The sequence below is a fragment of the Paracoccus sp. (in: a-proteobacteria) genome (assembly GCF_047605025.1).
GTDB lineage: Bacteria > Pseudomonadota > Alphaproteobacteria > Rhodobacterales > Rhodobacteraceae > Paracoccus.
In genome coordinates, this window is record NZ_JASGGO010000010.1 from 88,275 (window position 1) to 108,775 (window position 20,501).

The following is a 20,501-nucleotide window of genomic DNA, read 5'->3' on the forward strand; positions in this document are numbered from 1 at the left end:
CCAGGTCTCGCGCGCGATGATACGGGCGGCATCCCCAGCGGGTGCCGCCCTTTTTCATTCTTCGTTTCCCAAATACCCATGCGGCGGTGCCCTTGCGGGGCCGCGCCCGGATTGATAACAGGCGCCCTTGCCGACAAAGGGAAAGACATGGAACCGATCCACATCATCGGCGCGGGCCTCGCGGGGTCCGAAGCCGCTTGGCAGATCGCCCGCATGGGCCTGCCGGTCGTCCTCCACGAGATGCGCCCCCAGACCCGGACCTTCGCCCATCGCACCGGCGATTGCGCCGAGATGGTCTGCTCGAACAGCTTCCGCTCGGATGACGACCAGATGAACGCGGTCGGGCAACTCCATTGGGAAATGCGCGCGGCCGGCGGCCTGATCATGGCCATGGCCGACCGCCACCGCCTGCCGGCAGGTAGCGCGCTGGCGGTGGACCGTGACGCTTTTTCCGCCGCCGTGACCCAGGCGCTGCGGGATCAGCCGCTGATCAGCTTCGCCCCGGGCGAGATCACCGAGCTGCCCTCCGAAGGTCGTTGGATCGTCGCCACCGGCCCCCTGACCTCTCCCGCGCTCGGCCGCGCGATCCTGGACACGACCGGCGAAGGTGCGCTTGCCTTCTTCGACGCCATCGCCCCCATCGTCCATGCCGAGACCATCGACATGCGGGTCTGCTGGCGCCAAAGCCGCTACGACAAGGGCGATACCGAGGAGGAACGCACCGCCTATATCAACTGCCCTATGACCCGCGCCGATTATGAGGATTTCATCGACGCGCTGCTGGCGGCGGAAAAGACCCAGTTCCACGAGGGCGAGACGGCAGGTTATTTCGACGGATGCCTGCCCATTGAGATCATGGCCGAGCGCGGGCGCGAGACGCTGCGGCACGGCCCGATGAAACCCGTGGGCCTGACCAATGCCCATAATCCGGCCGAAAAGCCCTATGCCGTGGTCCAGCTTCGCCGCGACAATGCGCTGGGAACGCTCTACAATATCGTCGGCTTCCAGACCAAGATGAAATATGGCGCACAAACTGATGTTTTCAGGCGCATTCCCGGCCTGGAAAATGCCAGATTCGCCCGGTTGGGCGGCATCCATCGCAATACCTTCCTGAACTCGCCGCGCCTGATCGACGACAGGCTGCGACTACGCATCCGCCCGAACCTGCGCTTCGCCGGTCAGGTCACCGGGGTCGAGGGCTATGTCGAATCCGCCGCCATGGGCCTTCTCGCCGGTCGCATGGCCGCAGCCGAGGCTCTGGGCCGCGATCTCGCGCCCCCGCCCGTCACCACCTCGATGGGGGCGCTGGTCAATCACATCACCGGAGGCGCGGATGCCAAGACCTTCCAGCCCATGAACGTGAATTTCGGCCTCTATCCTCCGCTCGACGAGACGCGTGGCGGCCGCAAGGGCCGCAAGGACCGCTACCCGGCCTATACCGACCGCGCGAAAACCGATTTCCGCGAATGGCTTGCGGGACAGGATTGAAGCGGACCCGGTTTGCCCCCTCGCCTACCGGCCCGCTGCATCTGGGCCATGCCTTCGCCGCCCTGACGGCGGCGCGGCTGGCCGATCCCGACCAGTTCCTGCTCAGGATCGAGGACATCGACCAGACCCGCTGCCGCCCGGAATATGAGGCGATGATCACCGAGGATCTGCGCTGGCTCGGGCTGTCCTGGCCACGGCCGGTCATGCGCCAGTCCGACCGCCTGCCCGCCTATCGCGCCGCGCTGGACCGGCTGGCGTCGCTTGGCCTGACCTATCCCTGCCAATGCCGCCGCGCCGATATCCGCGCCGCCCTTTCGGCCCCGCAAGAGGGCGCGCCGGTCATCGGCCCCGATGGCCTGGTCTATCCCGGCACCTGCCGCGAACGCGGCATGACCAAGGCCGGCCCCCAGGACGCCATCCGCCTGAACGCCCGCGCGGCCTTCGCCCATCTGGACCTCGCAGCGCTGAAATTCCTCGACCGCGACGGCCCCCGGCACCTAGACGCGCGGGATTTCATCCAAGGCATCGGCGATATCGTGCTGGCGCGGCGCGGGATGGGCACCAGCTATCACCTTTCGGTCGTGGCGGATGACGCGGCGCAGGGGATCACCCTGGTCACGCGGGGCGAGGATCTGCGCGATTCGACCTGGATCCATGTGCTGCTGCAACGCCTGCTGGACCTGCCGACACCGCGATACCACCATCACCGCCTGATCCGCGACGATGCCGGCAGACGCCTGGCCAAACGTGACGACGCCCGCGCCCTGCGCCTTTATCGCGCCGAGGGCGCCACGCCGCGGGACATCCGCCGCATGCTAGGGCTCTAATGGCGCCATGATCTCGACCTCGGCTCCACCCCTCACCGCCGTGTAAAAGCACGAACGCCGGTTGGTGTGACAGGCCGGGCCGGTCTGCTCGACCTGGACCAGCAGGCAATCGCGGTCGCAATCGATCCGCATCTCGACCAGCTTCTGCACATGGCCCGAGCTTTCCCCCTTGACCCAGAACGCGCGGCGCGAGCGTGACCAATAGGTCACCCTTCCGCTTTCAAGGGTGCGCGCCACGGATTCCGCATTCATCCAGGCCAACATCAGCACCTCGCCCGTCGCATGGTCCTGGGCGATGGCGGGGATCAGGCCATGGGCGTCGTATTTCAGGCGGGCGGGATCGAACATCGGCTTTCCTTTCGGCAATGGCGCCCCTATCTAATCGGGACGCGGGCCAAGCGGAAGCCCGGCCCAGGGAATCCAAGGCCCATGCCCGACAGCGATCTGATGCAGCTCTATTCCCGCCGGATCCTGGCGCTGGCGGCGGATATCCCGCATCTGGGCAAGCTTCCCGCCCCAACCGGCAGCGCGCATCGCCGCTCGCCGCAATGCGGCTCGTCGGTGACGGCGCATGTGGTGCTGCGCCAGGGCCACATCGCGGAATTCGGGCAAGAGGTCCGCGCCTGCGCCCTGGGCCAGGCTTCGGCCAGCGTGCTCGGGGGGGCGGCGCTTGGCGCCACCCGCGCCCAGATCGCCACGGCAAGGGATCAGCTTCACGCCATGCTGACCGCCGGCGGACCCGCCCCCTCACCCCCCTTCGCGGCGCTTGAAGCCCTTCTTCCGGCGCGCGAATTCCCCAATCGCCATGCGTCGATCCTGCTGGCCTGGGACGCGATCCTCGGCGCCATCGACGCTTCGCCGGCATAGGTCTTCTTCGTTTTCCAAATACCCCCCGCCGCAGGCGGAATAAAAAAGGCCGGCCCCGTGATGGAGCCGGCAAGTTGCGCGCAGGCAGGGGACCGGGGCAGTCCCTCCGGTCCACAGGTCAGGGACCGGAGCAAGGCGCGCGGCAGGAAAGGTAAAGGCCCGGGTCTCAGGCCATCATGCCCGCGGGGATCACTGCGGGCATGGAAAACAGGACGATCGCGGTCACCGAAATCGCGATGACACCAAGCAGATCGGAAAGGGATTCACGGTTCATGGTCGGACTCCACTCTAAGGTTCCCAATTTGTTCCCATCGAATCACCAAGAAGTAAAGAGATTTTTAAGAACATCATAAGAACATCCTGGGGCCTGTCACCCTGCGGTGATCAGGCGGACCGCGCGATCCTGCTCCATCAGCCATAAAAGCGTGCGCACCGCCTGGCCGCGCTGGCCCTGCATCAGCGGGTCTCGCTCAAGGAAAGCCTGAGCATCCTTGCGCGCCATGGCCATCAAGCCGGCCTGGCGCTCCAGATCAGCGATGCGGAAACGCGGCAGCCCCGATTGCGCGGTGCCGATCACGTCGCCCGCGCCGCGCATCTCCAGATCCTCCTGGGCGATGCGGAATCCGTCCTCGGTCTCGCGCAGGATGCCCAGGCGCCGCCGCCCGGTCTCGCCCAGAGGCTCCTGATACATCAGCACACAGCTCGACGCACCCGCGCCGCGCCCGACCCGGCCGCGCAACTGATGCAACTGCGCCAGACCAAAGCTTTCCGCCCGTTCGATCACCATGATCGTGGCCTCGGGCACGTCCACGCCCACCTCGATCACCGTGGTCGCGACCAGGATGCGGGCGCGGCCGGCGGCGAAATCGGCCATCGCCGCGTCGCGCTCGTCGGGCGGCATCTGGCCATGGACCAGCCGCACCTCATCGCCGAAACGGGCGCGCAGGGTCTTGAACCGCGCCTCGGCCCCGGTCAGATCCACCGCCTCGCTTTCCTCGACCAAAGGGCAGACCCAATAGGCGCGGGTGCCCCCTTCCAGCGCGCGGGCCAGATGCGCCAGCACCTCCTCCATCCGCGCATCCGAGATCACCGTCGTGCGCACCGGCAGACGGCCGGGCGGCTTTTCATCCAGCACCGACAGATCCATGTCCCCGAACTGCGCCAAAGCCAGCGAGCGCGGGATCGGCGTCGCAGTCATCACCAGCATGTCGGGCGGCAGGCCGTTCCCCTTGCCGGCAAGCTCCATCCGCTGGTTGACGCCGAAGCGGTGCTGTTCGTCGATGATCGCAAGGCGCAGGTCGTGAAAGGCGACGGTCTTCTGGATCACGGCATGGGTGCCGACCAGGATGTCGATCCGCCCCTCGGCCAGGTCGGTCAGGATATTGGCCCGCGCGTCGCCCTTGTCGCGGCCGGTCAGCGCCTCGATCCGAATGCCCGCCAGCCGCGCGAAGGGTTCAAGCGCGCGCAGGTGCTGGCGGGCCAGGATCTCGGTCGGGGCCATCAGCACGCCCTGCCCGCCCGCCTCGACCGCGACCAGCAACGCCAGGAAGGCAACCAGCGTTTTCCCCGCCCCCACGTCGCCCTGAAGCAGCCGGTTCATGCGGCGCGGCGCAGCCATGTCGACGGCGATCTCATCGACCGCGCGGATCTGCGCGCCGGTCGGCGGCCAGGGCAGGCCCGCCAGCACCCGCGCGCGCAGGCTTCCATCGCCGCGTGTCTGTTGCCCCGCCAGCCGCCGCCGGTCGCGGCGCAGCAGCGCCAGCGTCATCTGATGGGCGAAAAGCTCATCATAGGCCAGCCGCGACCGCGCCGGCGCTGTGCCCGACACATCGCTCAGGCCCTGCGGCGCATGGGCCAGTTCCAGCGCGCGGCGCCAATCCGGCCAGCCCTGCCGCGCCATCACGCCGGGATCGATCCATTCGCCGATCTCGGGCAGACGCGTCATCGCCGCCGCCTGCGCTTTCTGCACCAGCCCCTGGGTCAGCCGGCCCGATAGGGGATAGACCGGCTCGTATTCCAGCGGTTCCAGGCCCCCCGGCGCGGCGATCTGGTCGGGATGGACCATCTGCGCCACGCCGTCGAAAAGCTCGATCTTGCCCGAGACCAGGCGCTCGGCCCCGACCGGCAACTGCCCCTCGATCCAGTCGCGGCGTGCGTGAAAGAACACCAGTTGCAGATCGCCCTTGCCGTCCGAGCAATGCACCCGCCAGGGCCGCCCCCGGTTGGCGGGCGGATTGTGGCGCTGGACCCTCACGGTCAGGCTGACGATCTCGGGGGGGTGGGCATCGGCCAGCCGCGCGATGGGCCGACGGTGCAGCACGGCATGCGGCAGGGTCAGGATCAGGTCGCGCGGGCGGGTCACGCCCATCTGCATGAAGGCTTCCGCCGCCTTGGGACCGATGCCCGGCAACGTTTCCAGACCCGCGAACAGCGGAAACAAGGCCGGCGGCCGGCCTATGCTTGCGCGATCGCCAGCCATTCGTCCTCATCGATGACCTTGATGCCCAGTTCGGTGGCCTTCTTGGCCTTGGAGCCCGCGCCCGGCCCCGCGATCAGCAGATCCGTCTTAGCCGAGACCGAGCCCGCGACCTTGGCCCCCATCGCCTCGGCCCGCGCCTTGGCCTCGGCGCGGGTCATCTTTTCCAGCGTGCCGGTGAAAACCAGGGTCTTGCCGGCAATGGCGCTGTCGGCGGCGCGCGCCTCGGGCGGCTGGACATCGCGCAACTGGGCGATCAGCCGGTCGATGGCCGCGCGCTCGCGCGGGTTGGCGAAAGCGTCGGACAGCGACATGGCAAGGGTCGGGCCGATCCCGTCGGCCGAGATCAGGTCGTCCCAGGCGGCCTGGGCGCCGGGTTCCGCAGCAATGACCTGGGCGCGGGCCTCGGCCAGCCGGGCGCGGCGGGATTCGCGCGCGGCGGCCTCGCGTTCGGCCTGGGCGGCAAGATCGGCGGCGCGATGGACCAGGGCCGCCGGGCGCGACAGGTCCAGCGCCTGGACCAGCGCGTCCCAGCCGCCGAAATGCCGCGCCAGTTCTGCGGCACCGACCTCGCCCAGATGCCGGATGCCCAGGCCGAAAAGCAGGCGCGGCAGTGAAATGTCACGCTTGCGCTCGATGGCCTGGAAAAGGGCGGTCGCGCTTTTCTCGCCCCAGCCCTTGATCTGGGCCAGCGGCGTGGCCGAAAGACGCGCCAGCGATTCCGGCAGCGCCTGCGCGGAAAGCTGCAAGGCGTCCAGGCCCAGCGACAGCAGCAACTCGCGGTCTTCGGCGGGGGTCGCCTCGGGCAGCAGCTTCTGTCCGTCGCGCGCGGCCAGGGTGAAGATATCGGCCGGCTCGGCGATCCAGCCCAGGCGGTGGAACAGTTCGACCTGCTTGGCGCCCAGCCCCTCGATGTCGAAGGCCGCGCGGGACACGAAATGGCGCAGCTTCTCGACCGCCTGGGCCGGACAGATCAGCCCGCCCGTGCAACGGCGCACCGAATCGCCCTCTTCCCGGATCGCGGGCGAGCCGCATTCCGGGCAAGTCTGGGGAAAGGCATAGGGCGCGCTTTCGGCGGGGCGCTGCGCCAGGTCCACATCCGAGACCTTGGGAATCACGTCGCCCGCGCGATAGATCTGAACCCAGTCACCGACGCGAATGTCCTTGCCGCCCCGAATCTCGCGCCCGTCGGCGCCGCGCCCGGCGATGTAATCCTCATTGTGCAGGGTCGCGTTCGAGACGACGACGCCCCCCACCGTCACCGGCATCAGACGGGCCACGGGACTAAGCGCTCCCGTCCGACCCATCTGGATGTCGATCGCCTCAAGCCGGGTCCAGGCGCGCTCGGCCGGGAATTTATGCGCCAAGGCCCAGCGGGGCGTGGTCGAGCGCATGCCCAGCCGGGCCTGCCAGTCCAGGTCATCGACCTTGTAGACCACGCCGTCGATGTCATAGCCCAGCGTCGCGCGCTTCTGCTCGATCTCGGCCCATGTCGCCAGCATCTCCTCGACCGAGGCGCAGAGCCGCGTCAGGGGGTTGGTCTGAAACCCCATTTGCCGCATCCGCGCGACCGCCTGGATCTGCGTCGACGCCAGGGGCGCGCTGAGTTCGCCCCAGGCATAGGCGAAGAAGCGCAGAGGCCGCGCGGCGGTGATCGCGGGGTCCAGTTGGCGCAGGGATCCGGCGGCGGCATTGCGCGGATTGGCAAAGACCCGGCCGGTATCGGACAGGTTCAGCGCCTCGAAATCCGCATGCGACATATAGACCTCGCCCCGAATCTCGACGGTCTCGGGGATGTCGGCGCCGTGCAGGCGCTGCGGGATGTCGGCGATGGTGCGCGCATTGGCGGTCACGTTCTCGCCCATGGCGCCGTCGCCCCGCGTCGCGGCCTGAACCAGCTCCCCCTTTTCATAGCGAAGCGACAGGGACAGGCCGTCGATCTTGGGCTCGGCGGTCATCTGGACGGGTTGCCCAGCCGGCAGGCTGAGAAAGCTGCGGACGCGCTGAACGAAAGCCGCCACATCCTCGGGCGAAAAGCCGTTTTCCAGCGACAGCATCGGCAGGCGGTGCGGGATCTTGCCGAAGCGGTTGTCCGGCGCCGCGCCCACTCTGGCGCTGGGGCTGTCGGGGCGCGCCAGTTCGGGAAAACGCGCCTCGATCCCGGCCAGCCGGCGCTTGGCGGCATCGTAGTCGGCATCGCTGAGAAAGGGCGCATCCTCGGCGTGATAGGCCCGATCGGCGCGCTCCAGCAGTTCGGCCAGCACCGCCAACTCGTCCGCAGCGGCCGCGTCGTCCAGTTCGGCGACTGGCGGGGGCAGACCCGTCGCATCGGGGTGATCGTTCTGTTCCTGGGCCATGGCTGCCTTTTCTGGCCCAAAGAAGGGGCCAATCATCCGGGCCAGAGTGATAGCGGCAGCAGCGCCGGCTTGTCCAGCGTCCGGCCTGGATCCAGACGCCAAAGACGTGATCGGGTTTCGCGTCAGGGCCTTCGGCGCGGGGGGATCAGGCGCGAAGCGCCAGACGCTCGACGGTCAGGCCGTCGGTCTGCGGATCGCGCAGGACATAGCCCCGGCCCCAGACCGTCTCGATATGGCTTTCCCCGCCCAAGGCCGCCGCCAGCTTCTTGCGCAATTTGCATACGAAAACATCGATGATCTTCAACTCGGGTTCGTCCATGCCGCCGTAAAGGTGATTCAGAAACATCTCCTTGGTCAGCGTGGTCCCCTTGCGCAGGCTGAGCAGTTCCAGGATCTGGTATTCCTTGCCGGTCAGGTTGACCGCCTTGCCACCCACCTCGACCGCGCGGGCGTCCAGGTTCACCACCATATCTCCGGTGCGGATGATGGACTGGCTGTGCCCTTTCGAGCGGCGGATGATCGCCTGGATGCGGGCGATCAGCTCATCCCGGTTGAATGGTTTCGTCATGTAATCGTCCGCCCCGAAGCCGAAACCCCTCAGCTTGCTTTCCGTATCGTCCGAGCCGGTCAGGATCAGGATCGGCGTATCCACGCGCGACATGCGGATCTGGCGCAGCACCTCCATTCCGTGCATGTCAGGCAGGTCAAGATCCAGAAGGATCAGATCGTAATCATAAAGCTTCGCAAGATCGATCCCCTCCTCACCCATGTCCGTCCGATAGACGTTGTAACTGGCATGGGTCAGCATCAGCTCGATGCTGCGCGCCGTGGTTGGGTCGTCTTCGACAAGTAAAATTCTCATTTAGATAAGCCCCTAACTGCAGCGTTAACGCACAATATGTCTCAGCAAATGATTAATATCACGTTACCAAAGAAGAGTGCTTATACAAATCAATCTAAAGTTGCCGAAATTTTTGCAACTGCGTGATTTTCAACGCGTTGCGTCCATGCCGGGCAACGGCGGCGGCCCAGCTATCGAACTCCTCCTCGGTCAGGCCATAGCGGGCGATCGCCTCGTCGCGCCGCAGCAGCCCATGCTCGACTGCGGCCACCACGACCGCCTTGCGGCTGGCGACCCACCGCGTATCCACCGGAGGCAGATCGGCCAGGGTAAGCACGCTTCCATCGCGCAGGATGGCGGTGCGCGGCCCATGCGTTTTTTTCAAGAACATCGACAAATCCCGTTTCCCTGCCCCCTTTCTGGCAGAGACATCTTAAGTGCCGGTGAACCAGGAATGAATTTCCTGCCCCCGACGACCTTGAGAATTTCGCGGATTTTCCTATAAATAGAGACAAATCGCGGCACCATCTCGCCGCCAAAGGACGATCCATGACAGCCCCGACCCCTGCACTGCGCCCGGATGCGCGTGACATGACATTGAATTCGCTTGGATTTGCCAAATCCCCGGCACAGACCCGCGTGGTCGTCGCGATGTCGGGGGGCGTCGATAGTTCGGTCGTGGCCGCGATGCTTGCGGCCGAGGGATACGACGTGATCGGCGTCACCTTGCAGCTTTACGACCATGGCGCGGCCCTGGCCAAGAAAGGTGCCTGCTGCGCGGGCCAGGACATCCACGATGCCCGCCGCGTCGCCGAGCGCATCGGTTTTCCACATTATGTCCTGGATTACGAAAACAAATTCCGCGAATCGGTGATCGAGGAATTCGCCGATGCCTATCTGGCCGGCGCGACCCCGGTGCCCTGCATCCGCTGCAATGAGCGGGTGAAGTTCCGCGATCTGTTGCAAACCGCACGCGAACTTGACGCCGATTGCATGGCGACGGGCCATTACATCCGCCGCTTCGACGGGCCGCGCGGGGCCGAATTGCACATGGCCGCCGATCTCAATCGCGACCAGAGCTACTTCCTGTTCTCGACCACCCCGGAACAGCTTGATTTCCTGCGATTTCCTCTGGGCGGGCTGGCCAGCAAGGCCGAGACGCGGGCGCTTGCGCAAAAATACGGCCTGGCCGTCGCGGACAAACCCGACAGCCAGGACATCTGCTTTGTGCCGAACGGCGATTATGCCAGCGTGATCGAGAAGCTGCGCCCCGGCGCCGCCGATCCGGGCGAGATCGTCGATCTGGAAGGCCATGTCCTGGGCCGGCATCGCGGCGTGATCCATTACACCATCGGCCAGCGGCGCGGCCTGGGCATCGGTGGCCTGGGCGATCCGCTTTATGTCGTGCGGCTCGACCCGGATGCGCGCCGCGTCGTGGTCGGTCCCAAACAGGCGCTGGCCACGAAGATCGTGCCCGTGACCGAGGTGAACTGGCTGGGCGACGGTCCCTTCCAGGGCGAGATCGCGATCACCGCCCGCATCCGCTCGACCCGGCCGCCACGCCCGGCGATTCTGCGCCCGACGGGCGTGAACCGCGCCGAGATCGAGCTTCTGGACCCCGAGGAAGGTGTCAGCCCCGGCCAGGCCTGCGTCTTTTACGCGACCGAGAGCACGCGGGTGCTGGGCGGCGGCTGGATCGCGCACCGCCGCGGCTAAGGCCCGAAGCCTCGGCTAGGCGGCGGCCAGCGCCCTGATCCGCTCGACCATGGCGCGCAGCCCGTTCGAACGCTGGGCCGACAGATGCTCGTCCAACCCCAGCCGGCGCAGCTCGGCAGGGGCATCGATTCGTCCCACCTGCGCCAGTGGCACGCCCGAATAAAGCGCATGCAGGATGGCAATCAGACCGCGCACGATCAGCGCGTCGCTGTCGCCCTGAAAATCGAAGACTCCGCCTTCGATCCGAGGCATGATCCAGACCTGGCTCGCGCAGCCCTCGACCTTGGTGGCGGGGACTTGCAGCGCCGGGTCCATCGCCGGCATTGCCTTGCCCAGTTCGATCACATGGCGGTAACGCTCTTCCCAATCCTCAAGGAAATCGAAGGTCTCGGCAATCTCTTCGAAGGCGGGCGTGGCCATGTCGGTTCCTTTCGCGGCGGGCGGCCCCGACATAACGCGCGCCGCCGACAAGGTCAAAGAGGCTTTCACGCGCGCGGGCTTTGCCCTATCACTCGGCCAGGAACGCGAAAGAACGACGGGACGGCGGCGATGCGGATCAGAACTTTGGGCATTCTTGGCTGCGCGCTGCTGGCGCTGGTGGGCTGCGGTCGCCTTGCGGAGAGCCGCCTGAACCCGATGGGCTGGTTCGACGGACCAAGCAAGCCCGAGACGCTGGCCCCGAAAGAGGGCTATCCGACCGCGAAGACCGACAGCCGCACCCCCCTGGCCCAGATCACCGGCGCACGCTGGGAACCGCTTTACGAAGGGCGGATGCTGGTCGTGACCGGCCTTGCCAACAGCAAGGGCTGGTGGCACGCGGCGCTTGTGACCGAGCAGCCTATGCCGCCCGGACGCCTGGCGCCGGACCAGAACGGCGTGCTGCGCCTGCGCCTTCTGGGGAACCCGCCCCCTGCCGACAGCCCCGAGGCGCGCCAGCCCGCGAGCCCCGCCAGCGACACCATCAGCGTGGCCCTGACCATCTCGAACGAGAACCTGGCCGATATCCGCGAGGTGGTGATCAGCGGCGCCGCGAACTCGGTCAGCCTGCGGCCCTGAGGGGGCGAACCCGAACCGAAGGACGGCCCCCGGCCAGGTCCGCCGTCCAGGCCCCATGCCTGGAAAATGCGCGGCCCTTCGTGAATGGGAAAGGGCGCCCCTTGCAGGAGCGCCCGATTTTTTAGGCGTGATCACATCCCATGGCACCGCGCCCTTCGGCAAGCTCTTCCAAGAGGCCCGGCCTTTCGCGAGGTCGCCTCAGTCCATCTTGCGCAGATAGGTCCAGGTCGGCACACGGCCGCCGCGTGCGACGGACCAGCTTTCCGCATCGCCCAGATATTCGAAACCGCAATTCGTCAGCACCCTGGCCGAGCCGGGATTGTCCTGAAACGCCTCGGCGAACAGCGTGCGCGAGCCATGCGGATTCGCGGCGACCAGCGCGGCCACGGCCTCGGTCGCGAAACCCGTGTTCCAGAACCCCGCGCCAACCCAAAAGCCCAGTTCCGACTGTCCATCCTCAAGCCGGGTCAGCGAGACCACGCCCAAAAGTTCGGCAAGCTTGTTCGCCGAACCGTCGATAGACCAGACATCCTCTTCGCGCTCCTTGGCCATGGCGCGCTTCACATAGGCTTCGGCGGCGCCGGGCGGCAGCGGATGGGGGATCGAACGCGTCCCCTCGGCCACCCGCCGGTCCCGTGTGTAATGGGCGATCAGCCCGGCATCCGAAACCCGCAGCGGCCGCAGCATGAAGCGCTCGGTCGGATATTCGGCCTGCGGATGCAGGTCCGGCGCGGTCAGGTTAGTCATTCATCCCTCCTCCCACATATCCCGGAAAGCATATCTGCACGCCCCCCGGAAAATCTAAGGGGACCGGCTTGCGCCGATCCCCCGATAACACCTGAGTGTTAAGAACGGCTTACTCGGCAGCCTCAAGATTGGCGGGAAGCACCGAAATATAGGTGCGGCCCTTGAGGCCCTTGCGGAACGTCACCTGGCCGTCGGTCAGGGCGAACAGCGTGTGATCGCGGCCCATGCCGACATTGGCGCCGGCCCACCAGGTGGTGCCGCGCTGGCGCACGATGATGTTGCCGGCGACGGCCGACTGGCCGCCAAACAGTTTCACGCCAAGACGGCGACCGGCCGAATCGCGACCGTTGCGGGACGAACCGCCTGCTTTCTTATGTGCCATGGGTCAGTCTCCTCAGTTGGCGGTTTCGACGCGGGTGCGCGCGCCGACGGCGGCTTTCACGTCGGTCTTGTCGCCGCCGTTTTCCAGCAGGTCGGTGACGCGAACCAGGGTCAGTTGCTGACGGTGGCCACGGGTGCGCTGCGAGCTGTGCTTGCGGCGGCGCTTGACATAGGTGATGACCTTGTCGGCCTTGATCGTGTCGATCACTTCGGCCTGCACGGCGGCACCGGCCACCAGCGGCGCGCCCACGGCCGAGCCGATCATCAGCACGTCGTTGAACTGCACCTTGTCGCCCGCTTCGGCATTCAGCTTTTCGACGCGCAGCACATCACCGGCCTTGACCCGGTATTGCTTGCCGCCCGTCTTCAGAACTGCGAACATTCGCTTCTTCCTTGTTCTCCCGCGTCCTGCGGCCCCTGCGATGCAGGTGTTCGGTGGGTTTCCCCGCCTTCGGACAGCGCACCCTTGATCCGGGTGAGATGAAAATAATTCGCCGGCAACGGGCGCGTGCCCGGCCGGTCGCGGTCATATGGCGGATTCGAGGGCCGAAGTCAACCGATTTGCCCCGCTCAGGCCACCAACCGCCCCGCCAGAGAGTTCGGCGCGCTATGGGTGATCCGCACGCGCAGCAGATCGCCGACCCGCGCATCCGGCGCCTCGACGAAGACCGCATGCAGATAGTCCGACTTGCCGACCATCTGCCCCGGCAGACGCCCCGGTTTTTCGAACAGGACGCCCAGCTCGCGCCCGACCATGCCCTGCTGTGCCGCCTTCTGCTGGCGCGTCAGCAGCGCCTGCAATTCCTGCAAGCGGGCATCGGCCACGTCGCCCTCCACCTCGGGGCGGTCATAGGCGGGCGTGCCGGGACGGGGCGAATACTTGAAGCTGAAGGCGGTGCCAAAGCCCACCCGCGCCACCAGATCCAGCGTGTCGCGATGGTCCTGGTCCGTCTCTCCGGGAAAGCCCACGATGAAATCGCTGGTCAGCAGGATGTCGGGGCGCGCGTCGCGGATGCGGTCGATCAGGCGCAGATATTCGGCCCCGGTATGCTTGCGGTTCATCGCCTTGAGGATGCGATCGCTGCCCGATTGCACCGGCAGATGCAGATAGGGCATCAGCTTGGGTTCAAGCCGGTGCGCCTCGATCAGGTCATCGGCCATGTCGTTGGGATGGCTGGTGGTGTAGCGGATGCGGTCCAGCCCGTCGATCTCGGCCAAAGCACGGATCAGGCGGCCGAAACCCCATTCGCCATTCCCGCCCTCGCCATGCCAGCCGTTGACGTTCTGGCCCAGCAGCGTGATCTCGCGCACCCCGCGCGCGACCAGATCGCGCGCCTCGGCCATGATGCGCGACACGGGACGGCTGACCTCGGCGCCCCGCGTATAGGGAACGACGCAAAAGGCGCAGAACTTGTCGCAGCCCTCCTGCACGGTCAGGAAGGCCGCGGGCGCGCGGCGGGTCGCGGCGGGTTTCGGCAGATGCTCGAACTTGTCCTCGGCCGGGAATTCGGTATCGACGCCGCGCCCGGCGCGGGCCATGGCCGGCAGGCGGTGATAGGCTTGCGGGCCGACGACCAGATCGACGATGGGCATGCGGCGCTGGATCTCGACGCCCTCGGCCTGGGCCACGCAGCCCGCGACGCCGATCTTCAGGTCGGGCCGCTGGGCCTTCAGGGGCTTCAGCCGCCCCAGATCGGAATAAAGCTTCTCGGCCGCCTTTTCCCGGATATGGCAGGTGTTCAGCAGCACCATGTCCGCCTCGGCCTGGTTCTCGGTCAGGACATAGCCCTCGGCGCCCATGGCCTCGGCCATGCGCTGGCTGTCATAGACGTTCATCTGGCAGCCATAGGTCTTGATGAAAAGTTTCTTGCCCGCCGGGGTATTGGCTTGGTCCGTCATGCCGCGCTGTCCTAAGGAATGCCGCCTGATAGCGCAAAGCGCCGCTTTTGCAAAGCCGCCCCGTTGCGCCAGCCGGGCGCGGAGGTTAGCAGCAAGCCAAACCAAGGAGGACCGCGATGAGCGACGATGATTATGTCTATGACGAGGAAAGCGGCGAATGGCTGCCCGCGGGTCAGCTTGCGGCGCGGGCTCCGGTGGTGCGCGACGCCTCGGGCAATGCGCTGGCGGACGGGGATTCGGTCGTGCTGATCAAGGACCTGAAGGTCAAGGGCGCCGGCCAGACGCTGAAGCAAGGGACCGTGATCCGCTCGATCCGGCTGACCGAGAACCCCGAGGAAATCGACTGCCGCCACGACACGATCAAGGGCCTGGTCCTGCGCACGGAGTTCGTGCGCAAACGCTGAACCCGCGCCCCATTGAACGCCCCGGCCCGCCCGGCTAGCCTGCCGCCAAACATGGAGGCATCTGGAAATGACGAACCCGCAAAGCTGGGAAGCCCGCGCCGAGGAATTCAGCCTCTATGGCTTCACCGACATGCCCTCGGTGCATCGGCGCGGCACCGTGGTCCTGACCCATGGCGAGGGGCCTTATGTCGTGGACGTGCATGGCAAGCGTTACCTGGATGCGAATTCGGGCCTTTGGAACATGGTCGCGGGCTTTGACCACCAGGGGCTGATCCAGGCCGCGCAGGCGCAATATGCGCGCTTTCCAGGCTATCACGCGTTTTTCGGCCGGATGTCCGACCAGACCGTGATGCTGTCGGAAAAGCTGGTCGAGGTCTCGCCCTTCGGGTCGGGCAAGGTCTTCTACACCAATTCCGGCTCCGAGGCGAACGACACCATGGTCAAGATCCTGTGGTTCCTGCACGGGGCCGAGGGGAACCCGCGAAAGCGCAAGATCCTGACCCGCTGGAACGCCTATCACGGCGTCACCGCCGTATCCGCCAGCATGACCGGCAAGCCCTATAACTCGGTCTTCGGCCTGCCTCTGGACGGTTTCATCCACCTGACCTGTCCGCATTACTGGCGTTTCGGCGAGGCCGGCGAGACCGAGGAGCAATTCACCGCCCGCCTCGCGCGCGAGCTTGAGGATACCATCATGCGCGAGGGTGCCGACACCATCGCCGGCTTCTTCGCCGAACCCGTGATGGGCGCGGGCGGCGTCATCCCGCCCTCGCAGGGCTATTTCCAGGCGATCCAGCCGATCCTGAAGAAATACGGCATCCCGCTGATCTCGGACGAGGTGATCTGCGGCTTTGGCCGCACCGGGAACACCTGGGGCTGCCAGACCTATGGCTTCACCCCCGACGCGATCATTTCCTCGAAGAACCTGACGGCGGGGCTGTTTCCCATGGGCGCGGTGATCCTTGGCCCGGACCTGGCCACCCGTGTCCAGGCCGCCGTCGAGGCGATCGAGGAATTCCCGCATGGCTTTACCGCCTCGGGCCACCCGGTCGGCTGCGCCATCGCGCTGAAGGCCATCGACGTGGTGATGAACGAGGGCCTGGCCGAGAACGTCCGCGACCTGGCGCCCCGTTTCGAGGAAGGGCTGAAACGCCTGGCCGAAAAGCCGAATATCGGCGAATATCGCGGCGTGGGCTTCATGTGGGCGCTTGAGGCGGTCAAGGACAAATCCACCAAGACCCCCTTCGACGGCAACCTGTCCGTCAGCGAGCGCATCGCCAACACCTGCACCGACATGGGCCTGATCTGCCGCCCGCTGGGTCAGTCGGTGGTGCTGTGCCCGCCCTTCATCCTGACCGAGAGCCAGATGGACGAGATGTTCGAAAAGCTTGAAAAGGCGCTGGACCAGGTTTTCGCCGAAACCGCCTGATCACCACGGATCCGCGCCGCCCAGGGTGGCGCGGGCCATCACCACACGTTCGGGCCGCAACCCGGCGCTGGCGGCGAAGTCCAGGACGCGCGCATCCTGCTCCAGCAGAAAATCCAGCACGAAGACCGCGAATTCCGGCCGCGCGGCCATCGCCCGCAGCCCCGCCACATCGCTGCCCGACTGCGCCAGCAGCGCCGAAACCAGCTCCACATCCGCCGCGATATGCGAAAAACCCAGATCCGCGATCTCGCGCGCCTCTTTCGGCGTCATTTCGTCCTGCCTTTTCCGCGCCCCGGCCCGCACGTCCCGCCAAAGCAAATCCCCGCCGCCCTCGACATCACGAAACCGGATCGGAATCAAGCCTATGGACAGGGATCCCGGAAAGTCCCGGCATCGGGAAAAGCACCTTTGACAAGCGGATCGAGATGCCAAGGCCGTCCTCGACGGTTCGAGGCGGAAAGCGGCCTCAAGCGCAGTCGAGGCACGCCATGGAGAATAGGGGCGCGCGTGCGCGCGCCCCGTGCTCTCGTCAGGTCAGGTGGCGTCTTCCAACCGCGAGTTGCGGATGGAATAGATGAAGTAGACCGTCAGCGACAGGACCAGCCAGATCGATGTCAGGATATAGACAAGCTTGGGAAGGCTGAAGATGAGATACAGGCAGGACGCCATCGACAGGATGGGCAGATACGGAAACAGCGGCACCTTGAACCCGCGCGGCATGTCTGGATAGCTGTAGCGCAGGATGATGACGCCCGCCGACACCACCATGAAGGCCACGAGCGTCCCCATGCTGACCATATCCCAAAGGATGGCGGAAGGCACGAAGGCCGCGACCAGGGCAACGAGGATGCCAACCGTGAAGGTGTTCTTCCTTGGCGCCTTGGTCTTGTCGTCAAGCAGGTGAAAGCGTGCCGGAACCAGGCCATCGCGCGACATCACGAACAGGATGCGGGTCTGCCCGTAAAGAATGACCAGCGTCACGCTGAACACCGAGATGACCGCTCCGGCGGACAGGATGCCGCTTGGGATCGTCGACCCGGTGACCTTTTCAAGGATGGTGGCCAGGCCCGCCGACTGCCCCTCGAACTCGGCCGCCGGTTGCGCGCCCATGGCAGCGAAGGCGACCAGAACATACACGGTGGTGACGACGACAAGCGACAGCATGATGGCCAGCGGCAGATTGCGCCTAGGGTTCTCTACCTCTTCGCCCGCGGTCGAAACCGCATCAAGGCCGACATATGAGAAGAAGATGGTCGCGGCGGCGGCGTTGATGCCCGTCATGCCATGCGGCGCGAAGGGCACGAAGTTGGACGAGTTGAACCCCGTGAAGGCGATGGCGCAGAACATCAGCAGGATGCCAAGCTTGATCACCACCATGATGGCATTGACCCGCGCCGATTCCTGCGCGCCCCTGGCAAGCAGCAGGGTGCACATCATCACCACGATAACCGCAGGCAGGTTGATGATGCCCGTCTCGCTCCAGCTTAGAACATGGTCCTTGAACTCGATCGGTCCGTGGGACAGTGCTGCCGGCAGACTGACGCCGAATAAGACCTCGAACAGCTTGTTGAGATAGTCGCTCCATCCGACCGCGACGGCCGAGCCGGCGATACCGTATTCCAGCATCAGGCAGGCGGCGACGACAAAGGCGACGATCTCGCCAAGGGTTGCATAAGCATAGGAATAGGTCGATCCCGACACCGGGATCATCGAACTCATCTCGGCGTAGCAGATGGCTGTCAGGCCGGCGACGATGCCGGCGATGACGAAGGCCGCGACGACCGCCGGGCCGGCCTTCGGCACCGTCTCGGTCAGCACGAAGAAGATACCTGTGCCGACCGTGCAGCCGATGCCAAGCGCGACAAGCTGGAACAGCGTGATCGAGCGCTTAAGATCCTCGCCGCCGGCACCGCCATGGCCGTGCCCATGGTCCTCGCCAGACATGATGGGCTTCTTTCGCATCGATCTTAAATAGATTGATTTCATTATAACCTCCTGTTTCGTTTCCTTTGAAGCCCATTGTTCACCACGGCATATGGCAGGTAAATACCTGTCATGTGCCGTGATGGGGGATGGCCGTGAATACGAGCGGTGATGCCGGGCAAACCACGCCCATCACGAGCGTATTCTGCGGATGCCGCCTCACGGGATCGCATCACGGGAGCGGCGTCCGGGCGCCCGGCGCCCTTCAAGACCGACCGCGCCCAAAGCCGCGACGTGCCGAGAATGACGACGAACAAGGTTCTTGCGCGCAGGCGCAACGCCAAAGCCTTCATGACCAGGCCGGGGGGACGGATCCCCATGTGCCCCGGATCCATGACATCGCGGCCCGTCCCGCAGGAACTGCACATGCGAAGCATGCGCTGTTCTTCCCGACTCGCCATCAATCGCCAGACATCCCAGGCCGCCGCGCCGCCGCTAGGCGCTGTAGCCGTAGCCGATTACGATGATCGCCATCCCCCGCCATCGCGATTCCGATTACGCCGAATTCACCGGCGCCGGCACAATGGTTTCGGACATTGGTCCAGATCGTTGCTACCTCGGCCATCCCGCCCAACCTACAGCCCGAAAAAGGGTCAGCAGGAGAGTTTCCCGCAGCCATAGATTAAAAATATGTTTAATAACACCAGCCTTGCAAAGCTATTTATGAAGACGGGATCGCAAAGCCCCGCCGTTTTGCACGAAAATTATGCACATTCATACCTGCGACGCGCGAAACCCGCAGCTGACGATCAAGGATGATCGCATCGTCGACCGTGCCATTGCCGACCGTGCTTCGTCGGCCGCCTCGTCGGAAATGACGCTTGCGAAGGCCGACCGGGATGACCGAGATGACCGGGGACCGGCCTCTAGAATGCCGGGTCCAGGCGTCAATGACGTATGAGCACAGAAAGCGTGTAGCCGCCGTGCCACCGCGTGAAGGCCAAAAGAAATGCCGCTCGGATCATCCGGGGGATCGCGATTCAGTCGGGCATGCCCCTGCGCCTGCCCCCCGAACAGCGCCTCCATCCGATCCGGTTTCCCGCCGCCGGAACAGATTTCCTCCAGAGGCAATTACCCAATGCGGGCCGCTTAGGCATTTCCCGGTCATGGCGGCGAAGCGGTCGACCTTGCGGGACCTGCCCGCTTACCCTAAATCTTGGAGAAACCCAGAAAGGATCTCATTCATGGCGATGGAAGCCCAGGACATCGAGGCGCTGATCCGCGCGGCATTTCCCCAGGCAAAAATCTCGATCACCGATCTTGCCGGCGATGGGAACCACTATGCCGCCGAGGTCATCGACGAGAGCTTTCGCGGCCTGAACCGGGTCCAGCAGCAGCGCGCGGTCTATGCCGCGCTTCAGGGAAAAATGGACGGCCCGCAAGGAGAGCTTCACGCCCTTGCGCTGACCACCAAAGCACCCGAGTGACATCGCGGGAAAAATCCCGTAACACATTGAAAAGGAACTGAAATGATCGAACTTCGCGAAAAGATCCAGGATGTGATCGACGGCGATGACGTGGTGCTGTTCATGAAGGGCAGCAAGGAGATGCCGCAATGCGGATTCTCAAGCCGGGTGGCGGGCGTGCTGAACTACATGAACGTGCCCTATCGCGATGTCGACGTGCTGAAAGACCCGGAGATCCGCCAGGGAATCAAGGACTTCTCGGATTGGCCGACGATCCCCCAGCTTTACGTCAAGGGTGAGTTCGTCGGCGGCTGCGACATCGTGACAGAGATGACCCTCTCGGGCGAGTTGGACCAGCTTTTCGACAAGGCCGGCATTTCCTACGACAAGGACGCGGCGGAAAAAATCCGCGCGGCCAATGCCTGACGTGAAAAAGATGCGATGACCGGAAGCCTCCCGGCGGCTTCGGCGGCTGGGTGGCGGTTCCTTGGGCGGGTTCCGGCCTGATTATGGCATCCGCAGGCCCGGCCATGGATCTGCTAACATCATGGCCACATGCATCATGGATGACCGGCTCGGATCCTGAGGCAAGAGGGTCAAGAGCCAGTCATGCAAATTATCTGA

General features: G+C 65.4%; 20 protein-coding genes and 1 pseudogene. 9 read left to right on the forward strand and 12 right to left on the reverse strand.

The genetic code is table 11. From position 1 onward, the window contains the following. Positions 1-147 precede the first annotated feature (147 nt). Both trmFO and gluQRS read left to right on the forward strand, forming a co-directional pair. Entirely contained in the window at positions 148-1,488 is a 1,341-nt protein-coding gene (trmFO, locus tag QM682_RS07885; protein ID WP_415128487.1) for a methylenetetrahydrofolate--tRNA-(uracil(54)-C(5))-methyltransferase (FADH(2)-oxidizing) TrmFO, read from the forward strand. Then, positions 1,485-2,315 carry a tRNA glutamyl-Q(34) synthetase GluQRS gene (gene gluQRS, locus QM682_RS07890; RefSeq protein ID WP_415128489.1) on the forward strand — a complete coding sequence of 277 codons (831 nt, stop codon included), beginning with the start codon at positions 1,485-1,487 and terminating at the stop codon, positions 2,313-2,315. The genes trmFO and gluQRS overlap by 4 nt, the downstream gene beginning before the upstream one ends. Here the strand turns inward: gluQRS and hisI are convergent. Then, a complete protein-coding gene (gene hisI / locus QM682_RS07895; protein ID WP_415128491.1) occupies positions 2,304-2,663 on the reverse strand; it encodes a phosphoribosyl-AMP cyclohydrolase in 360 nt (119 codons plus the stop codon). The genes gluQRS and hisI overlap by 12 nt on opposite strands. Positions 2,664-2,744: 81 nt before the next feature. Here hisI and QM682_RS07900 point away from each other — a divergent pair, with 81 nt between their 5' ends. Continuing rightward, positions 2,745-3,182 (forward strand): iron-sulfur cluster assembly scaffold protein, encoded by a 438-nt coding sequence (locus QM682_RS07900; RefSeq protein WP_415128493.1) that lies wholly within the window; start codon positions 2,745-2,747, stop codon positions 3,180-3,182. A gap of 370 nt (positions 3,183-3,552) precedes the next feature. Here QM682_RS07900 and recG read toward each other — a convergent pair whose 3' ends face one another. The 4 genes from recG to QM682_RS07920 all read right to left on the reverse strand — a co-directional run bounded on the left by recG (position 3,553) and on the right by QM682_RS07920 (position 9,247). Further along, entirely contained in the window at positions 3,553-5,661 is a 2,109-nt protein-coding gene (recG, locus tag QM682_RS07905; RefSeq protein ID WP_415128495.1) for an ATP-dependent DNA helicase RecG, read from the reverse strand. Further along, positions 5,637-8,015 carry an NAD-dependent DNA ligase LigA gene (gene ligA / locus QM682_RS07910; protein WP_415128497.1) on the reverse strand — a complete coding sequence of 793 codons (2,379 nt, stop codon included), beginning with the start codon at positions 8,013-8,015 and terminating at the stop codon, positions 5,637-5,639. Before ligA ends, recG begins: the two co-directional genes overlap by 25 nt. A 145-nt stretch (positions 8,016-8,160) precedes the next feature. Further along, positions 8,161-8,877 carry a response regulator transcription factor CtrA gene (ctrA, locus tag QM682_RS07915; RefSeq protein ID WP_415128499.1) on the reverse strand — a complete coding sequence of 239 codons (717 nt, stop codon included), beginning with the start codon at positions 8,875-8,877 and terminating at the stop codon, positions 8,161-8,163. Positions 8,878-8,971: 94 nt separating this feature from the next. Further along, positions 8,972-9,247: a DUF1153 domain-containing protein gene (locus tag QM682_RS07920; RefSeq protein WP_415128501.1), complete on the reverse strand. Its 276-nt coding sequence runs from the start codon at positions 9,245-9,247 to the stop codon at positions 8,972-8,974. Positions 9,248-9,405: 158 nt separating this feature from the next. On the opposite strand from QM682_RS07920, the gene mnmA reads away from it, so the two are divergent. After that, positions 9,406-10,572 (forward strand): tRNA 2-thiouridine(34) synthase MnmA, encoded by a 1,167-nt coding sequence (gene mnmA, locus QM682_RS07925; protein ID WP_415128503.1) that lies wholly within the window; start codon positions 9,406-9,408, stop codon positions 10,570-10,572. 15 nt (positions 10,573-10,587) lie between these two features. On the opposite strand, the gene QM682_RS07930 is transcribed toward mnmA, so the two are convergent. Further along, a complete protein-coding gene (locus QM682_RS07930) occupies positions 10,588-10,992 on the reverse strand; it encodes a SufE family protein (RefSeq protein WP_415128505.1) in 405 nt (134 codons plus the stop codon). Positions 10,993-11,121: 129 nt separating this feature from the next. Between QM682_RS07930 and QM682_RS07935 the strand changes: the two genes are divergently transcribed. After that, positions 11,122-11,628 carry a hypothetical protein gene (locus tag QM682_RS07935; protein ID WP_415128507.1) on the forward strand — a complete coding sequence of 169 codons (507 nt, stop codon included), beginning with the start codon at positions 11,122-11,124 and terminating at the stop codon, positions 11,626-11,628. 198 nt (positions 11,629-11,826) lie between these two features. On the opposite strand, the gene QM682_RS07940 is transcribed toward QM682_RS07935, so the two are convergent. The 4 genes and pseudogenes from QM682_RS07940 to miaB form a co-directional block, all read right to left on the reverse strand. Beyond that, complete coding sequence (locus QM682_RS07940; RefSeq protein WP_415128509.1) at positions 11,827-12,375, reverse strand: GNAT family N-acetyltransferase; 549 nt, start codon at positions 12,373-12,375, stop codon at positions 11,827-11,829. 109 nt (positions 12,376-12,484) lie between these two features. Beyond that, positions 12,485-12,757 (reverse strand): 50S ribosomal protein L27, encoded by a 273-nt coding sequence (rpmA, locus tag QM682_RS07945; RefSeq protein WP_415128511.1) that lies wholly within the window; start codon positions 12,755-12,757, stop codon positions 12,485-12,487. 39 nt (positions 12,758-12,796) lie between these two features. After that, a pseudogene (gene rplU / locus QM682_RS07950) lies at positions 12,797-13,138 on the reverse strand (50S ribosomal protein L21); the annotation flags it as partial. A 188-nt stretch (positions 13,139-13,326) separates the two neighbouring features. Then, entirely contained in the window at positions 13,327-14,655 is a 1,329-nt protein-coding gene (gene miaB, locus QM682_RS07955; protein ID WP_415128513.1) for a tRNA (N6-isopentenyl adenosine(37)-C2)-methylthiotransferase MiaB, read from the reverse strand. 116 nt (positions 14,656-14,771) lie between these two features. Here miaB and QM682_RS07960 point away from each other — a divergent pair, with 116 nt between their 5' ends. Together QM682_RS07960 and QM682_RS07965 are read left to right on the forward strand one after the other, a co-directional pair. Further along, positions 14,772-15,059, forward strand: a complete 288-nt coding sequence (locus tag QM682_RS07960) for an alkylphosphonate utilization protein (RefSeq protein ID WP_415128514.1) — start codon at positions 14,772-14,774, stop codon at positions 15,057-15,059. 67 nt (positions 15,060-15,126) lie between these two features. After that, the gene (locus QM682_RS07965) at positions 15,127-16,488 is read left to right on the forward strand and encodes an aminotransferase (protein ID WP_415128516.1); all 1,362 of its coding nucleotides are present in this window, start codon (positions 15,127-15,129) and stop codon (positions 16,486-16,488) included. Here QM682_RS07965 and QM682_RS07970 read toward each other — a convergent pair whose 3' ends face one another. Continuing rightward, complete coding sequence (locus QM682_RS07970; RefSeq protein WP_415128518.1) at positions 16,489-16,758, reverse strand: DUF3572 domain-containing protein; 270 nt, start codon at positions 16,756-16,758, stop codon at positions 16,489-16,491. A gap of 264 nt (positions 16,759-17,022) precedes the next feature. Further along, on the reverse strand, positions 17,023-18,432 hold the full coding sequence (locus QM682_RS07975) for an APC family permease (RefSeq protein ID WP_415128520.1): 1,410 nt from the start codon (positions 18,430-18,432) through the stop codon (positions 17,023-17,025). 1,223 nt (positions 18,433-19,655) lie between these two features. Between QM682_RS07975 and QM682_RS07980 the strand changes: the two genes are divergently transcribed. Together QM682_RS07980 and grxD are read left to right on the forward strand one after the other, a co-directional pair. Continuing rightward, positions 19,656-19,898 (forward strand): BolA/IbaG family iron-sulfur metabolism protein, encoded by a 243-nt coding sequence (locus QM682_RS07980; RefSeq protein WP_415128522.1) that lies wholly within the window; start codon positions 19,656-19,658, stop codon positions 19,896-19,898. 42 nt (positions 19,899-19,940) lie between these two features. Continuing rightward, positions 19,941-20,303: a Grx4 family monothiol glutaredoxin gene (gene grxD / locus QM682_RS07985; protein WP_415128524.1), complete on the forward strand. Its 363-nt coding sequence runs from the start codon at positions 19,941-19,943 to the stop codon at positions 20,301-20,303. Positions 20,304-20,501 lie beyond the last annotated feature (198 nt).

Excerpts from the sequence above, each read along its gene's own strand:
- trmFO (WP_415128487.1), top strand. The coding sequence starts at position 148 with ATGGAACCGATCCACATCATCGGCGCGGGCCTCGCGGGGTCCGAAGCC.
- hisI (WP_415128491.1), bottom strand. The coding sequence starts at position 2,663 with ATGTTCGATCCCGCCCGCCTGAAATACGACGCCCATGGCCTGATCCCC.
- QM682_RS07900 (WP_415128493.1), top strand. The coding sequence starts at position 2,745 with ATGCCCGACAGCGATCTGATGCAGCTCTATTCCCGCCGGATCCTGGCG.
- recG (WP_415128495.1), bottom strand. The coding sequence starts at position 5,661 with ATGGCTGGCGATCGCGCAAGCATAGGCCGGCCGCCGGCCTTGTTTCCG.
- ligA (WP_415128497.1), bottom strand. The coding sequence starts at position 8,015 with ATGGCCCAGGAACAGAACGATCACCCCGATGCGACGGGTCTGCCCCCG.
- ctrA (WP_415128499.1), bottom strand. The coding sequence starts at position 8,877 with ATGAGAATTTTACTTGTCGAAGACGACCCAACCACGGCGCGCAGCATC.
- QM682_RS07920 (WP_415128501.1), bottom strand. The coding sequence starts at position 9,247 with ATGTTCTTGAAAAAAACGCATGGGCCGCGCACCGCCATCCTGCGCGAT.
- mnmA (WP_415128503.1), top strand. The coding sequence starts at position 9,406 with ATGACAGCCCCGACCCCTGCACTGCGCCCGGATGCGCGTGACATGACA.
- QM682_RS07930 (WP_415128505.1), bottom strand. The coding sequence starts at position 10,992 with ATGGCCACGCCCGCCTTCGAAGAGATTGCCGAGACCTTCGATTTCCTT.
- QM682_RS07935 (WP_415128507.1), top strand. The coding sequence starts at position 11,122 with ATGCGGATCAGAACTTTGGGCATTCTTGGCTGCGCGCTGCTGGCGCTG.
- QM682_RS07940 (WP_415128509.1), bottom strand. The coding sequence starts at position 12,375 with ATGACTAACCTGACCGCGCCGGACCTGCATCCGCAGGCCGAATATCCG.
- rpmA (WP_415128511.1), bottom strand. The coding sequence starts at position 12,757 with ATGGCACATAAGAAAGCAGGCGGTTCGTCCCGCAACGGTCGCGATTCG.
- miaB (WP_415128513.1), bottom strand. The coding sequence starts at position 14,655 with ATGACGGACCAAGCCAATACCCCGGCGGGCAAGAAACTTTTCATCAAG.
- QM682_RS07960 (WP_415128514.1), top strand. The coding sequence starts at position 14,772 with ATGAGCGACGATGATTATGTCTATGACGAGGAAAGCGGCGAATGGCTG.
- QM682_RS07965 (WP_415128516.1), top strand. The coding sequence starts at position 15,127 with ATGACGAACCCGCAAAGCTGGGAAGCCCGCGCCGAGGAATTCAGCCTC.
- QM682_RS07970 (WP_415128518.1), bottom strand. The coding sequence starts at position 16,758 with ATGACGCCGAAAGAGGCGCGCGAGATCGCGGATCTGGGTTTTTCGCAT.
- QM682_RS07975 (WP_415128520.1), bottom strand. The coding sequence starts at position 18,432 with ATGTCTGGCGAGGACCATGGGCACGGCCATGGCGGTGCCGGCGGCGAG.
- QM682_RS07980 (WP_415128522.1), top strand. The coding sequence starts at position 19,656 with ATGGCGATGGAAGCCCAGGACATCGAGGCGCTGATCCGCGCGGCATTT.
- grxD (WP_415128524.1), top strand. The coding sequence starts at position 19,941 with ATGATCGAACTTCGCGAAAAGATCCAGGATGTGATCGACGGCGATGAC.